The organism is Synechococcus sp. R60.1, from assembly GCF_047461835.1.
Lineage (GTDB): Bacteria > Cyanobacteriota > Cyanobacteriia > Thermostichales > Thermostichaceae > Thermostichus.
In genome coordinates this window covers 17,053-32,348 of sequence record NZ_JANSIA010000015.1, presented here as the reverse complement: position 1 = coordinate 32,348, position 15,296 = coordinate 17,053, and the positions used below count along the sequence as shown (strand labels likewise).

The 15,296-nt window shown below is 60.0% G+C and carries 11 protein-coding genes and 1 riboswitch; of the genes, 5 read left to right on the top strand and 6 right to left on the bottom strand.

All coding sequences use genetic code 11. The features are described from left to right. Positions 1-1,562, bottom strand: a 1,562-nt coding sequence (locus NW834_RS03925) for a cation:proton antiporter (protein ID WP_414426217.1), incomplete at its 3' end; no start/stop codon positions are given. A 246-nt stretch (positions 1,563-1,808) separates the two neighbouring features. Further along, positions 1,809-1,907, top strand: a riboswitch (Glutamine riboswitch). A gap of 86 nt (positions 1,908-1,993) precedes the next feature. Here NW834_RS03925 and NW834_RS03920 point away from each other — a divergent pair. Further along, positions 1,994-2,446, top strand: coding sequence for a DUF4278 domain-containing protein (locus NW834_RS03920; protein ID WP_011434342.1), 453 nt, complete (start codon positions 1,994-1,996; stop codon positions 2,444-2,446). Positions 2,447-2,694: 248 nt separating this feature from the next. Here NW834_RS03920 and glnA read toward each other — a convergent pair whose 3' ends face one another. Further along, positions 2,695-4,119, bottom strand: a complete 1,425-nt coding sequence (gene glnA / locus NW834_RS03915; protein ID WP_414342228.1) for a type I glutamate--ammonia ligase — start codon at positions 4,117-4,119, stop codon at positions 2,695-2,697. Positions 4,120-4,584: 465 nt separating this feature from the next. On the opposite strand from glnA, the gene trxB reads away from it, so the two are divergent. Then, positions 4,585-6,015, top strand: a complete 1,431-nt coding sequence (trxB, locus tag NW834_RS03910) for a thioredoxin-disulfide reductase (RefSeq protein WP_414328790.1) — start codon at positions 4,585-4,587, stop codon at positions 6,013-6,015. A gap of 86 nt (positions 6,016-6,101) precedes the next feature. Here trxB and purL read toward each other — a convergent pair whose 3' ends face one another. The 3 genes from purL to psaM all read right to left on the bottom strand — a co-directional run bounded on the left by purL (position 6,102) and on the right by psaM (position 11,242). Beyond that, positions 6,102-8,408, bottom strand: coding sequence for a phosphoribosylformylglycinamidine synthase subunit PurL (purL, locus tag NW834_RS03905; protein ID WP_414413043.1), 2,307 nt, complete (start codon positions 8,406-8,408; stop codon positions 6,102-6,104). 21 nt (positions 8,409-8,429) lie between these two features. Then, positions 8,430-10,943 (bottom strand): ATP-dependent DNA helicase RecG, encoded by a 2,514-nt coding sequence (recG, locus tag NW834_RS03900; RefSeq protein WP_414418745.1) that lies wholly within the window; start codon positions 10,941-10,943, stop codon positions 8,430-8,432. Positions 10,944-11,149: 206 nt separating this feature from the next. Beyond that, a complete protein-coding gene (gene psaM / locus NW834_RS03895; RefSeq protein ID WP_011434349.1) occupies positions 11,150-11,242 on the bottom strand; it encodes a photosystem I reaction center subunit XII in 93 nt (30 codons plus the stop codon). A 371-nt stretch (positions 11,243-11,613) separates the two neighbouring features. On the opposite strand from psaM, the gene glyA reads away from it, so the two are divergent. The 3 genes from glyA to NW834_RS03880 all read left to right on the top strand — a co-directional run bounded on the left by glyA (position 11,614) and on the right by NW834_RS03880 (position 14,738). Next, positions 11,614-12,939, top strand: a complete 1,326-nt coding sequence (gene glyA / locus NW834_RS03890; RefSeq protein ID WP_414418746.1) for a serine hydroxymethyltransferase — start codon at positions 11,614-11,616, stop codon at positions 12,937-12,939. A gap of 24 nt (positions 12,940-12,963) precedes the next feature. After that, entirely contained in the window at positions 12,964-14,073 is a 1,110-nt protein-coding gene (locus NW834_RS03885) for a glycosyltransferase family 4 protein (protein WP_414418735.1), read from the top strand. Between the two features lie 98 nt (positions 14,074-14,171). Further along, positions 14,172-14,738: a hypothetical protein gene (locus NW834_RS03880; RefSeq protein WP_414418736.1), complete on the top strand. Its 567-nt coding sequence runs from the start codon at positions 14,172-14,174 to the stop codon at positions 14,736-14,738. 5 nt (positions 14,739-14,743) lie between these two features. Here NW834_RS03880 and NW834_RS03875 read toward each other — a convergent pair whose 3' ends face one another. Further along, the gene (locus tag NW834_RS03875) at positions 14,744-15,271 is read right to left on the bottom strand and encodes an adenine phosphoribosyltransferase (RefSeq protein ID WP_011434353.1); all 528 of its coding nucleotides are present in this window, start codon (positions 15,269-15,271) and stop codon (positions 14,744-14,746) included. Positions 15,272-15,296 lie beyond the last annotated feature (25 nt).

The following is a 15,296-nucleotide window of genomic DNA, read 5'->3' as shown; positions in this document are numbered from 1 at the left end:
TAGAGCTGTTCGATGTCTTCCTTGTCGGTAGCTCGCACCACCACATCCAATTGCGGCGCCAACTCCAGAGCTCGTTTCAGGCAGAGGCGGATGCTCATGCGATCCGGCAGAGCAATAACCAGGGCGCGGGCCTGGGGCAGGCAAGCTTTCTCCAGCACCAACGGGCTGGCCGCATTTCCGTAGAGGTAAGGGATCCCACGGGAACGCAGGTGTTGGATCACCCGTTCTGACTGATCGATAACCAAGAGGGGGTGACGACGGGCTTCCAGAATGCGCACAATATCTTGCCCCACCTGCCCATAGCCGCACACCACCACGTGCCCCTGTTGAGGAGCATCGGGGGCCAGAGCACGAGGCCGCTCGCCCAATTCCAACCAACGGGCCAAGAAGGGGATCCCGTGTAGCCCGGAAAACAGTCGAGGAGCGCCCCTCAGCAGAAAGGGAGTGAGCAGAAGGGTAACGGCTGTGGTGCTGACAATCAACAAATAGATCTGCCGCGACACCAATCCCAAAGCCTGCCCCTCGCTGGCCAGCACAAAGGAGAATTCGCCGATTTGCGATAGGCCCAGCCCCACCACCACCGCTGCCGGCAGAGTGTAGCCAAACAGCCGCGCCAAGGGAGCCACGATGCAAAACTTGCCCACCATCACCAGACCCACCAGCCCCAGGATCAGCAACAGATGGCCGAGGATAAAGCTGGGATCGATGAGCATGCCGATGGCCGCAAAAAAGAGAGCAGCAAACACATCTCGCAAAGGCTCTACATAGTCCAGGGTTTGGTCGGCGTATTCCACCTCCGAGATCATCAGCCCGGCAATGAAGGCCCCAATCTCGCTGGAAATGCCCAGCCGCTCCGTCAACAGGGCAATCCCCACGCAGAGGCTGATCACCCCCAGCAGAAACACCTCTTTGCTCTCCTGCTGAGCCAGCAGACGCAGGAAACCGGGAACCAGCCAAATCCCGCCTACCACCGCCCCCAGCCCCACCAAGCCGATTTCTGCCAAGGCCCTGGCCAGGGATCCTGCCAGCTCCGGCAGGGGAGAGTCCAAAGCCGGCAACACCGCCAACATCAGCCCCACCGCCAAATCTTGCACAATCAGGATCCCCAGCATGGCCTGGGCTTGGGGAGTGCCCATTTGGTTGGTCTCGGTGAGGCTTTTGAGCACCACCGCCGTGGAAGACAAGGAGAGTACGGCCCCTAAAAAGATCCCTTGCACCGGCGTCAACCAGCCGCTGACCACTGCCAGCACCGCCGTGATCAAAATCGTCAGGCCAATTTGCAAAATGCCGCCGCCAATGGCGATCCCCCGCACTTTGCGCAATTCTTTCAGGGAAAACTCCACCCCCAAGGTGAACAGCAAAAAGGTCACCCCAAACTGGGCCAAGGTTTCCACCTGAACCAACTCTTTGATCCACCCCAACCCGGTTGGCCCCACCAAGATCCCGGCCAGTAAGTAGCCGAGCAACACCGGCTGCCTCAGCAGCGAAGCCAAGAATCCACCTGCTGCCGCTGCCGCCAATACCGTCACAATGTCCAAAATCAGACGAAAGTCTTCCTGCACAGGGCACCCACCAAGGAATGTGAACTTTTGTAGCCAATCCTGAGGATTCTTCCACGATAATGCTTCCTCTGGCATCTCGGACAGAGTGGAGAACCTGGCCCCAAGCCCTGCACCTTACTTCCCCCAGGGATCCCGGCTGACCAGTCCCGATTAGAGGAAGCTGGCCAGAAACTCAGTGGAAATTTTTGTTAAAACTTGCTGGCAATACCTCAAAACCGTAGCTTATAATACAGAATGTAGATAGAAATCGTTCATCCTCTCGCGTGCTGGGCGGCTCGTTAATGTAGGTAGAGCGACATCACGGCCAGAGGACGGAAGTAGGGAGATATCCCGAAGGAACGCGCCTCAACTCTTCTGGTAACCGTGTGGCTTCTCTTGTCTCTCAGGAGAAGGCGAACGGATGAAAACTCAACTCATTGGAGGCGAAGATCATGGCACTCTTTTACCGTGGCGTCGATTACACCCCCTCTTCTGCAACTGCAGCGGTTTCTCCCGGCAAAGTGGGGGGTCGTTACCGGGGGCTGGACTGGCGGTTCCGCCACCTGAGCAAGCCGGTGGTTTTGCCCACCAACCTTGACCTGCTCTATCGGGGTGTTGCTCATCATCTCAAGGCGGCCGAAGGGCCGGCTCAACCCGTTCAGACGGCAGAGGCATCTGCCCCGGTGGCTGCCAATGGCCGTTCTCATGTCTTGGATGAGCTGTCTCGCCGCTTGATGATGAGCCATCAACGCTTGATTCGGATTCGTCAGCAATCCATGCTGCTCCGCGGTACAGAGCAGATTGGCCTGCATGTCAACGTGCGCAACTTCTGGAACCGCATCCAAGGAAAAGTGCATCCCACCTTTCGGCTCAACTACGACCGTAGCCGTGTCAGCATGAGCTGATCTGCCCGTAACTGTTGATGCTCTGGCATGAGCTCAGCGAGAAGGGATCCCGGCTGTGGATCCCCTTTTGGTTTCTGGGTTGAGCTTCCTCAGGTCGATGGACGGCACAGGACGCTTCAACGCTGGCACGAGGTGCTGTTGACCAAAAGTAGCTAAGTTGCCCAAGGGATCCACAATTGAGGGGTGCTATTTCCTCGGAAAAAAACGGGATCCCATCAGGGATCCCGCTGCAGAATCGGCCACACCGCTTAGGCGTCGAAGTAAAGGGCGAACTCGTAGGGGTGAGGCCGCAGATTGATGGGGTTGATCTCGTTGTCGATCTTGTACTCGATGTAGGTCTGGATCAGATCTTCGGTGAAGACGCCTCCCTCCAGCAAGAAGGCATGATCCTTCTGCAAGCTTTCCAGAGCATCCAGCAGGGATCCGGGTGTGGAAGGGATCTTGGCCAGCTCTTCCGGCTCCAGATCGTAGATATCTTTGTCCAGAGGCTCGCCGGGGTGGATCTTATTCTTGATCCCGTCCAGGCCAGCCATCAGCATGGCCGAAAAGGCGATGTAGGGGTTGCAGGTGGCATCCGGGCAGCGGAACTCCAGACGCTTGGCCTTGGGATTGTTGCCGGTCACCGGAATGCGAATGGCAGCGGAACGGTTGCCCTGGGAGTAAGCCAGGTTCACCGGCGCCTCGAAGCCGGGCACCAAGCGCTTGTAGGAGTTGGTGGTGGGGTTGGTGAAGGCCAGGATTGCCGGGGCATGCTTGAGCAGGCCACCGATGTAGTAGAGAGCTGTCTCGCTCAGGTTGGCATAGGTGCCTTCGCTGTAGAACAGGGGCTGGCCATCCTTCCAGAGGGACTGGTGGGTGTGCATGCCAGTGCCGTTGTCGTTAAATAGGGGCTTGGGCATGAAGGTGACGGTTTTGCCGTGCTTGCGGGCCACGTTCCGGATCACGTATTTGTAAACCATCATGTAGTCGGCAGCCGTGATCAGATCGGCAAAGCGATAGCCCAACTCCCCTTGCCCGCCGGTAGCCACCTCGTGGTGATGCTTCTCGATGGGCACCCCCAACTTGCCCATGGTCAGCAGCATCTCGGTACGGATGTTTTGATGGGCATCGGTGGGCGGGGCCGGGAAATAGCCCTCTTTGTAGCGAGGCTTGTAGCCCAGGTTGCCACCTTTCTCCTCGCGGCCCGAGTTCCAGCGACCTTCGATGGAATCCACGAAGTAGTAGGCCGAGTTTTGGGTTTGGTCGAAGCGAACATCTTCAAAAATGAAAAACTCCGCTTCCGGCCCGAAGTAAGCCGTATCGGCAATGCCCGTCGATTGCAGATAGGCAACGGCACGGGCGGCAAGGCTGCGGGGACAGCGGCTATAGGGCTGGCCGGTGCGCGGCTCAACAATGCTGCAAGTTATGCTGAGGGTGGGCACCTCCAGAAAGGGATCGATCCAAGCCGTTTTGGGATCCGGCACCATGTACATGTCCGACTCGTTGATCGCTTTCCAGCCCCGGATACTGGATCCGTCAAAGGGAAGCCCCTCGGTGAAGGTTTCTTCCTTGATCATCGAGGTGTGGAAGGAAACATGCTGCCAGGTGCCAAAGATATCCACAAACTTGAGATCCACTATCTGGACGTTGTTGTCCTGGATCATCTGAAGCACTTCTTGGGGCGTGGATGCCATTACTCTCTCCTGATTGGGTTGCGGTTAAGACTGGGGGAACTGTGGCTGAAACAAATGGGATCCCAGCAGGTGATCCCCACGCTTCGACCCAGACAGGCCAAAAACGCTCACTCATCCTAGAAAGGCCAACACGGGTATTTTGTAGTTTCTGATACAAAATTCATTTGAGCTCCGCTTTCTGACCAAGACCAAATTGCTGGCCATCTCAGACACCTCTTTTCCTTCTGGCTTGGGTCAACCGAGATTGGGTGTTGGGGATCCAAAACTTGGGCAATGGCCGCCACTTGGCCAACCTCTGGGCAGAGATAACCCTATGGGATGGGCAAAAAAGGCCCCAATGGCCTGAGGCGAGCGAAAATGAGGCTAATAGGCCTCGGCCTCGACCGGTTCGCCAAGGGGTGTTAAGCTAAAGCGTAGTCGTTATGAGTTTGGCTTTTATTCCCATTGCAGAAGGAGAGACATCGGATGACAGAGCAAAGTCGGGTTGAGAATGTGGTGATTATCGGCTCCGGCCCTGCTGGGTTTACAGCAGCCATTTACGCTGGGCGTGCCAACCTGAAGCCGGTTGTGTTTGAGGGGTTCCAGGCGGGCGGGATCCCGGGCGGGCAACTGATGACCACCACCGAGGTGGAGAACTTTCCGGGCTTTCCCGAGGGCATCACCGGCCCCCAACTGATGAAGAACATGCGGGCTCAAGCGCAGCGGTGGGGGGCAGAACTTTACACCGAAGATGTCACCTTTGTGGATTTAAGCCAGCGGCCCTTTGTCGTCCGTTCTGACGAGCGGGAATTGCGCACCCACAGCCTGATCATCGCCACCGGGGCCACAGCCAAGCGCCTACACCTGCCGGGGGAGGAGACCTACTGGAACCGGGGCATGTCAGCTTGTGCTGTCTGCGATGGGGCTATGCCCATGTTCAGAGGGGTGGAATTGGTGGTGATCGGCGGCGGCGATACTGCTTGTGAGGAAGCCACCTACCTGACCAAGTTTGGATCCCACGTGCACATGCTGGTGCGCAGCGACAAAATGCGGGCCAGCAAGGCCATGCAGGATCGTGTTCTCAACAACCCCAAGATCACTGTGCACTGGAACACCGAGGCGGTGGAAGTGATGGGCGACGGCCTGCGCCTGACCGGGGTGAAAGTGCGGAACAACCAAACCGGCGAAATACGCGAGATGTCAGTGGGTGGCCTATTTTATGCCATTGGCCACAAGCCCAACACCGACTTGTTCAAAGGACAACTGGAACTGGATGAAGTCGGCTACATCGTCACCCGCCCGGGATCCGTGGCCACCAGTGTGGAGGGGGTGTTTGCCGCCGGCGACGTGCAGGATCACGAGTTTCGTCAGGCGATTACCGCTGCCGGCACTGGCTGTATGGCGGCCATGTTGGCAGAGCGCTGGCTCTCGGAACACGGCTTGGCCCAGGAGTATCACGTCCTTCCCCAAAGCCATCCTGAACCCAGCCCTGCTGCGACTTCTGCGGCAGAGTCTGCTGGGGATCCTGCTGTTGAGGAGGCCAGCTTTGAGGAGAATGGACAGGATGACTTAGACTTCAGCAAGACTTGCCATGAGGGGAGCTATGCCCTGCGGCGACTCTACCACGAAAGCGATCGCCTGCTCATGGTCAAGTACACCGCCCCCACCTGTGCCCCTTGTCATGCCCTCAAGCCGATCTTGAACAAGATCATCGATGAGTTCTCGGACAAGCTGCACGTGGTGGAGATCGATATTGAGAAAGATCCGGAGATTGCAGAGGCAGGGGGGGTGGCGGGCACCCCGACGGTGCAATTTTTCAAAAACAAGACGCTGGTGGCCCAGTTGGTGGGCGTTAAGCCCAAGTCCCAATATCGAGAGGTGATCCAGGCCAATTTGTGTGAGGAAAAATCCCCCTAAGGATGTTGTCCTCTCCAACCTCTGGCCCCTCTCCCCAAGGGAGAAGGGAGCTGGGCGCAGAAAACGGTTTCCCAACCGAGGCTCAGCTAGTCCGAAAAGGCACCGTGGTAGGCGGCCTGCATGGCTGCCAAAGACACCACCAGTAAGGGATCCTCTTCTGCCGTCCTTAAGAGCAGGGGATCCGCAGGGGATCCCACCTCTCCCACAAGCTGCCACTGGCCGGGGAGCTGGGACTCCAAATAGGCTTCCCAGAGGGAACGGTGGGCCGGGCTTACGGAGACTAGGATGCGGCTGGATCCCTCGCCAAACAGGGCCTGATCCCAGCGCAAGGATCCAGGAGCCAGGGAGAGGGTTGCGCCGCGGCCTCCGCTCAAGCAGGCTTCTGCCAAAGCCACAGCCAATCCCCCCTCGCTGCAGTCGTGGGCAGAGCGCACCCAGCCCTGGCGGATTCCATGGCGACAGGCAGCTTGCACCCGCTTTTCCAATTCCAGATCCACTGGCGCGGGCCGGCCCGTAACTTGCTGGTGGATGACCGCCAAATACTCGCTGCCCCCCAAGCTGGTGAGGGCCTGGGATCCCAGGAGGTAAATGAGATCCCCTTCTTGCTGCCACCCCTGGCCACAGATGCATTTCAAGTCGGGAATAAGACCCACCATGCCAATGACAGGGGTAGGGTAGATAGCCTGCGATCCCTGGGGGGTGAGGGTCTCGTTGTAGAGAGAAACGTTTCCCCCCGTTACCGGCGTACCGAGGGCACGGCAGGCATCTCCAATCCCCCGAGAGGCCAGGGCCAGCTGCCAGTACACCACCGGGTTTTCGGGATTGCCAAAGTTAAGGTTATCGGTAACAGCTAGGGGATCGGCCCCCACACAGGTGAGGTTGCGGGCAGCTTCCGCCACGGCTGCCTTGGCCCCCTCGTAGGGATCCAAATACACCCAGCGGCCATTGCCATCCAGGGTGGCAGCGATGGCCTTGCGGGAAGCTCGCAGGGGCGGCACCTCGCCCACGCCAAACTTTTGGGAACGGATGCGGATAACCGCCGCATCTCCCTGGCCCGGCCAAAGGACGGTGTTGTTTTGCACCTGGTGGTCGTATTGGCGATAGATCCAGGCTTTGCTGGCCAGGGTGGGGCTGGCCAAAAGCTGCAGCAGCACCTCTTTCCATGCCAGCGTTGCCTGAGCGAGGTGGATCCCCTGGCAATCACAAGGGGGTAGAGTGGCGGGATCCCATTGCCACGCTGCCTGCACGTAGGCTGGCGGCTCTGGCAACACCGGACGGACATAGACGGGGGTGTCTTCGGCCAAAGCCCGCACCGGCACCTGCACCACGCAGGATCCCTGGTGCCAGATCTCCACCAGCGGCTCGGCAATGACTTCCCCGGCCACACTAGCTTGCAAACCCCAGCGGTGGAAGATCTCCATCACCTCCGCCTCGCGGCCTTTTTGCACCACCAGCAGCATCCGCTCCTGGGATTCCGAGAGCAGGTATTCCCAGGCAGCCATGCCGCTTTCCCGCGCCGGCACTCGGTCGAGGTCAAAGCGGATCCCCACCCCTCCCTTGGCGGCCATCTCCGCGGTGGAGCAGGTGATCCCGGCTGCCCCCATATCCTGGGCAGCCACCACAGCTCCTGTGGCAAAGGCCTCCAGACAGGCCTCGATGAGGCACTTGCCCAGGAAGGGATCCCCCACCTGCACTGCCGGCCGATCCTGCTGCGCATCCTCCTTGAGCTCGGCGCTGGCAAAGCTGGCGCCGCGGATGCCATCCCGCCCGGTGGTGGCGCCCACGTACAAGACCGGGTTCCCCACCCCCCGCGCTGCCGATTTCACCACTGCCGGCGTCTCCAGCAGCCCCAGAGCCATGACGTTGACCAAGGGATTGCCGCTGTAGCAGGGATCCACCGCCACTTCTCCCCCCACTGTGGGTACCCCGACACAGTTGCCGTAGTGGGCGATCCCTTCCACCACCCTGGCCATGAGGCGGCGGTTGCGGGGATCTGTTAGCGGCCCAAAGCGCAGCGAGTTAAGCAGGGCAATGGGACGGGCGCCCAGGGTAAAGATATCCCGCAGGATCCCTCCCACGCCGGTAGCTGCCCCCTGGAAGGGCTCCACTGCCGAAGGATGGTTGTGGGACTCGATCTTAAACGCCAGCCAATCCCCCTCCCCCAGATCTACTACGCCGGCATTTTCCCCCGGCCCCACCACTACCCGCTCGCCCGTGGTGGGAAAGTTTTTCAGCAGAGGGCGGGAGTTTTTGTAGCAGCAGTGCTCTGACCACATCACCCCAAACATGGCCAGCTCGTTGGGGTTGGGATCCCGGCCCAGCTGCTGCTGGATCTGTTGATATTCCGCCGGGGAAAGGCCGTGGGCTTTTAAGTCTTCGAGAGTATAGGGCATAGTGCTCCAATTGCCCCTAGCTTAGGTCAACAACCCAGGGCCCAAGAGACGGGCCTGACGCTCTTCCAGTATGCGGCTTAAGGGGGGCCAGCGCTTCAGGTCAGGGTCTTGGACAATAAGCTGCTCTGCCGCCTGGCGGGCCAGCTGCAGCACCTCTTGATCCTCCATGAGACTGGCCAGGGCAAAATCGGGTAGCCCCGACTGGCGGGTGCCCATCACCTCCCCTGGGCCGCGGAAGCGCAGATCCATCTCGGCAATGAAAAACCCGTCGTGGGACTGCTCCAGCACCTTGAGCCGCCGCAGGGCCTCCTCGCTTTTGGATCCTGTCATCAGGATGCAGTAGGCCTGGTCAGATCCCCGCCCTACCCGCCCCCGCAGTTGGTGCAGTTGGGAGAGCCCAAAGCGCTCCGCATGCTCCACCAGCATCACCGAGGCATTGGGCACATCTACCCCCACCTCCACCACCGTGGTAGAGACCAGAATATCCAGCTCCCGCCGGCGAAAGGCCGCAATGACAGCTTCCTTCTCGCTACTGGTCAAGCGCCCGTGCAGCAGGCCCACCCGAAATTGGGGGAAGACCTTTTCCTGCAGACGCTGGTGTTCCTCGATGGCAGATTTGAGATCCAGCTTCTCCGACTCTTCAATCAACGGCAGCACCACGTAGGCCTGCCGCCCTTGGGCAATTTCCCGCTCGATAAGCCGCATCACCTGCAGGCGATCCCCTGGCCGGGCCACCAGGGTGTGCACGGGCTTGCGCCCCGGCGGCAGCTCGTCAATTTGGGTAACATCCAGATCCCCATGCAGGGCCAGGGTGAGGGTGCGGGGGATGGGGGTAGCGGTCATAGTGAGAACATCGGGGTGATCCCCTTTCTGTTGCAGAGCGGCCCGCTGCTCCACGCCAAAGCGGTGCTGCTCGTCGATGACCACCAAGCCCAGGTTGCGAAACTGCACTACCGGCTGGATGAGAGCATGGGTGCCCACCACCAAGGGCAATTCCCCGGTCTGCAACTGCCGCAGGATCTCCCGGCGCTTAGCAGGGGGCGTGGATCCAGTCAACAGTTCAACGGGCACCTGCAGCTGGCTGAGCCATTCCACCAACTTGCGGTAGTGTTGCTCGGCCAAAACCTCGGTGGGAGCCATGAGGGCCGCCTGCCAACCGGATTGAATGGCTGCCAGCACAGCTGCCACCGCCACCACGGTTTTGCCGGATCCCACATCTCCCTGCAAGAGGCGGTTCATGGGCAAGGGATCCCGCAGATCCGCTAGGATCTCGTCGATGGCCCGCTGCTGGGCAGCGGTAAGCTGAAAGGGCAGGATTTGGTAGAAGCGATCCAACAGCTCCCCTCTAGCCGGCTGGTAACGAGGTATGGCCTGAGCTTGGGCACGATAGCGGTGTCGCCGCTGCAATAGGCTTAGTTGTAGGTAGAAAAACTCATCGAACACCAGCCGCCGCCGGGCCTGGGCCAGCAGCTCTCGGGTCTCAGGAAAGTGGATCTGCTGCAGGGCAACAGGCAAGTCCAAAAGCTGCAACTGCAGCTTGAGATCCGCCGGCAAGGGATCCTCCACCAAGGCCGCCGCCGGCAAAGCCAGTTGCACCGCCTTGCGCACCAGATCGGCGGGGATCCCTTCTGAGAGAGGGTAAACTGGCAAGATCTTGCCCAGCCTGTCCAGCTCCTCGCCCTCTCCCCCCAGCACCTCCAGTTGCGGGTTATCCAGCGTCAGGCCAAAGCGGCCTCTCTTCACCAAGCCACTGGCCGCCACTACTGCTCCCTTGGGGTATTGCCGCTCCAGCACTGCCTGCCAACTGCGCTGGGCAAACTGCCGCCCGCTGTAGAAGCGGCTGAGGGTAATTACACCACTTTTGTCGGCAATCTTTAGGTTGAAGATGGTCAGCGAGGGATTCTTAGGGCTGGTAAAGCAACTGCAACTTTTCACCGTCCCTACAAGGGTAACGGTCTCCCCCACCTTGGCTTGGCGGATGAGCACCCGCCGGGAATAGTCCAGGTAGTCGCGGGGGAAGTAGTAGAGGGCATCCCGCACGCTGTGTAGGCCCAGTTGTGCCAGTTTCTCCGCTGACTTGGGACCAATGCCTTTGAGAAACTGCAGCGGCTGCTCCAGGCTGAGGCCGGCGGGGAGAGATGGGGAAATCGTGCTCCGCCCTGCCTCTGGGGGGGTTGTTGCTACGCCTACGGCAGGGAAACCAGAGCGCTGTGGCAACGAGGCTGCAAACGAGCCAGGTTGGTGGGAACTCGGTCGGGACAGCTCTTGCTGACGTCGGACTCGCTCCAGCCAGCGGCGAGTTTCGGCCACCAGGTGCTGGCGTTCGGGCAGCTCCAGCTCGGAATACAGGGTATAGCGGGATCCCAGTTCTTTCCATCGCCGCCGGTCATCTCCATTCAGCGCCCAGTCAGAGGGGGGATCCTGTCCGAACACGCTCCCCAAAAATTGGGAGAAGGTCTGCTCTCGCCCCCGCAGGTCGGTAAACCCCACCTCTGCTTCTAGGGAAAGGGCGCGCTGAAGCCGCTGTAGATCCACCTGGCTCAAGTTGCTTGGCTGCCGGGAGTGCTCCTTATCAATCCAACTTTAGCCAACAACGGCAGGACAACCGAAGGAGTGCAGCAGCGCAAGCCACACTTTCCATTCCTTGATAAAGAAAAAAGCCTGCCTTATTACTCCGCAACACTGTCGTGACGGGGCAGGCCGAAGGGATCCAGAGGCACTTTTTGGGAGATGCAGGAGCTTTAGCTGCGGGCCAGGGCGGATCCCAAAAGCAGAGCCATCACTGCCGGCACCAAGGCAATCGCCAGGATGGTGAAAACTTGTGCGTCCGTCATAACCAACTCCCTAACAGTGGAATTGCACAAAAGTCAGCCCCCTCACTCTACCGTAGCTTGAGGGGTAGCCTTGACACCGAGAAGAAAAGCTCAACATTCTTTACAAAGCAGCCCTTGCCCATCCCGCTTGACCGTGGCTCCCAGATCCTCTGCTTGGATCGATGTTGCTCCGCAACGCTGTCGCGACTGACATTCTCCCCACCCCTAAAGCAAGGGATTCTTTCTCAGTTTTGGGGTTTTACCCCAGGCAGAAAGGCCGGGGCCTGCGCTGCTGGTTTGCGGGTCATGCTACGATGTTGCTCCGCAACGCCGTCGCGACGGCGAAGCAGTTCTTGCCCATTCCTCCTGCGAAGTTCGGTCTTGGCGTCATCATGGTAGCTGCTCCACAAAGTCTGACCACCTCACGGGATAGCTTGGCCATCCTGGCGGAAACGGATCCCGTCGTTTACCGCCTGATCCAGCAAGAGCTCAACCGGCAGCGGGATCACCTGGAGATGATCGCCAGCGAGAACTTCACCTCTCCTGCCGTCTTGGCAGCCCAGGGCTCGGTGCTCACCAACAAGTATGCAGAAGGGCTGCCGGGCAAGCGCTACTACGGCGGCTGCGAGTTTATTGACGAGATTGAACAACTGGCCATTGACCGGGCTAAGCAATTGTTCGGGGCAGCCCACGCCAATGTGCAGCCCCACTCGGGGGCGCAGGCCAATTTCGCTGTTTTCCTGGCCCTGCTGCAGCCGGGGGACACGATCATGGGCATGGATTTGTCTCATGGCGGCCACCTCACCCACGGCTCGCCGGTGAATGTCTCCGGCAAATGGTTCCAGGTGGTGCATTACGGGGTGGATCCCCAAACGGAGCGGATCGATTTCGATCAAGTGCGGGATCTGGCCCTGCAGCACCGGCCCAAGCTGATCATCTGCGGCTACTCTGCCTATCCGCGGACAATTGACTTTGCCGCTTTCCGCGCCATTGCCGACGAGGTGGGGGCCTATCTTCTGGCCGACATTGCCCACATTGCCGGCTTGGTGGCCACTGGACATCACCCCAACCCCGTGCCCCTCTGCGATGTGGTGACCACCACTACCCACAAGACGTTGCGCGGGCCGCGTGGAGGGCTCATTCTCACCCGCGACCCAGAATTGGGCAAAAAGCTGGATAAGGCAGTGTTCCCCGGCAGCCAGGGGGGGCCGCTGGAGCATGTTATTGCTGGCAAGGCGGTGGCCTTTGGAGAAGCCCTGCAGCCCAGCTTTGCCCAGTACTCGGCCCAAGTTATCGCCAATGCCCAAGCCCTGGCGGGATCCCTGCAACGGCGAGGCATTCGACTGGTTTCCGGGGGCACCGACAATCACCTGATGTTGCTGGATCTGCGCTCGGTTTCGGCGGTGCTGGAAAAAACTGGAGCGGCGGATCCGGTAATGACGGGCAAACGGGCGGATCGGCTGATGGGGGAGATCCACATCACCGCCAATAAGAACACCATTCCCTTCGACCCACAGCCGCCCTTTGTAGCTAGCGGCCTGCGTCTGGGATCCCCAGCCTTGACCACCCGCGGCTTGGGGCCAGTAGAATTTGAAGAAATTGGGGAGATCATCGCCGATTGTCTGTTTCAGCCTGAGGAGCCTGCTGTATTGGAAGAGTGTCGCCAGCGGGTGGCTCAGCTCTGTCGTCGTTTCCCCCTCTACCCCCACTTGGGATAACCGCAATCCTCGCCACGGCTTGCTATGCCCTACTTGGTTGCCTTTCTGGCTGCTGCCTGTGTGGTTCTGTGGGCAACCCCGGTGGTGAAGGCGGTCGGGATCCGCAGTGGCCAGTTGGACTTTCCCGACGAGCGCAAGATCCACCGGCAACCGATGGTGCGCCTGGGGGGGGTTTCCATCTTTTTTGGCAACTTGGTGGCCCTGCTGTTGCTCTGGGGAGCCGGAGCTTTTGGGGGCTTGCGCACCGAGCAGGAGTACGAGATTTGGGGGGTGACGATCGGTGGGGTTTTGTTTTTTTTGATTGGCCTGGCGGACGACCTGTTTCACCTGTCGCCTTTTTCCCGCTTGTTGATGCAATTCGGCGTGGCTGCTGCCGCTTGGGGAGTAGGGGTGCGCATTGAGTTCATCAGTCTGCCCGGGAGAGGGATCTGGCCCTTTCCGGTGTGGTTGAGCCTGCTGATTACCCTGTTCTGGCTGGTGGGGATGGCCAACGCCATCAACTTCATGGACGGGCTGGATGGGCTGGCGGCAGGGGTGTCGGGAATTGCGGCAGTGGTGATGCTGATCGTAACCCTGCTGCTGGATCGACCGGCGGCGGCCATGCTGGCGGCGGCTTTGGCGGGAGCTTGCCTAGGCTTTTTGCGCTACAACTTCAACCCAGCGCAGATCTTCATGGGGGATGGGGGGGCCTATTTTTTGGGCTTTACCCTGGCTGGGATTGGGGTGATCGGGGTGGCCAAGGGGGTGACCACGCTGGCAGTGGCTCTGCCTTTCTTTATCTTGGCGGTGCCGATCCTGGATATGTCCACCGTAATCCTCAAGCGGCTGGCCGGGGGGAAGTCGCCTTTCCATCCCGACAAAGGCCACTTGCACCACCGCTTGCTCAAAGCCGGCCTATCCCATCGGCATTCAGTGCTGCTCATCTACGCCATGACCCTTTGGGGGGGATCCCTGGCTTTGGCTTTGGCGGGCTTGCCGGCAGGAGGCACCTACCTGGGCGGGGCCTCGCTGGTGTTGGCAGGGGTGGCTTGGGGGGCTTGGCAACGGCAACGAGCTTTGCCCTCGGAGGACAGGCCCGAACAGGAATATGTTGCTCCGCAATGCTGTTGCGACCAGGAATGTAAAGAAGATTGAGCTGGGCTTGTTCTCCATCGCTCGCCTGCCTAGACTGGAGGCGCTCTATATTTGTTGTTTTTTGTTTTGTTGTTTTTTGTTTAGCTCTGTGTTGCCCCATGCGCCCCACACCTGAGTTGGCGGCTCTCCTGCGCCGCACCGCGGATCGTATCCAATCCCAACACTGGGGCTTCTGGGACTGGGAGTATTGTTGGCGGGACAGCACCCGCTGCAATTGCGGCCTGCTGGTGCGAGAAGCCCTGGGATGGAACCGGCACCAATTGAGCCTGCGCATTCACCGCGGCACCTGGCGCTCCATTGCCCAAACCGCCTACCGAACTGCTGCCCTGGCCCTGCGGGATCCCTGGCAACTGGAGGGGCAGTGCGAGGCCACCGGCCTGCGGCTGGGGTATGTGTTCGAGAAAATGGCAGAGCTGGGGTTCGACCAACCGGAAGACTTTGCCGCCCTGGAGGAGCTGAGCGATCCCGTAATTCTGGCCCGCCTGGCGGAAAAAGGTGTGGAGCCAGCACAGCGCGACCAGGCGATCCATGTGGCGCTTTACATGCGGGAACTGGCGGACTGGATTGACGAACAACTGCAGGCGCAGGCTCAGATCAGCCGCTTGAGCCAACCTTTGCCCAAAACACCAGGGATCCTCGTCCAACAGTCGGTGCACCTTACTTGAGGAACTCAGTTGCCTTCCTCTACCATCACCACATGGGCAGGGATCCCAGGGGGAAGAGCCTTGCAGCCGGACAAAAAGGCCAGCTCGATTAAGAAGGCAAATCCCCCCACCTCAGCGCCGCTCTGGGCCACCAATTGGGCGGTGGCAGCGGCTGTACCCCCGGTGGCAATGACATCATCCACGATCAACACCCGCTCTCCAGGCCGCAGGGCGTGGGCGTGCAGTTGGAGCTGGTCTTGGCCGTATTCCAGGCTGTAAGTCTGGCTGAGCACCGGCGGCGGCAGTTTGCCTGGCTTGCGAACCGGGACAAAGCCCAAGCCCAGGTGTTGTGCCAAAGCAGCCCCTAAAATGAACCCCCGCGACTCGATGCCGACCACATAATCTAGGGATCCCATGCCGGTGGTGCCGGCGGCCAACTGTTCAATAGCCGCCCGGAAGCCTGCCGGATCCTGCAGCAGGGGGGTCATATCCCGAAAGAGGATGCCGGGTCTGGGAAAATCGGGCACCAAGCGAATGAGGGCTCGCAGATCCATCCTGTTTTCCTCGCTGGCCAGTGGC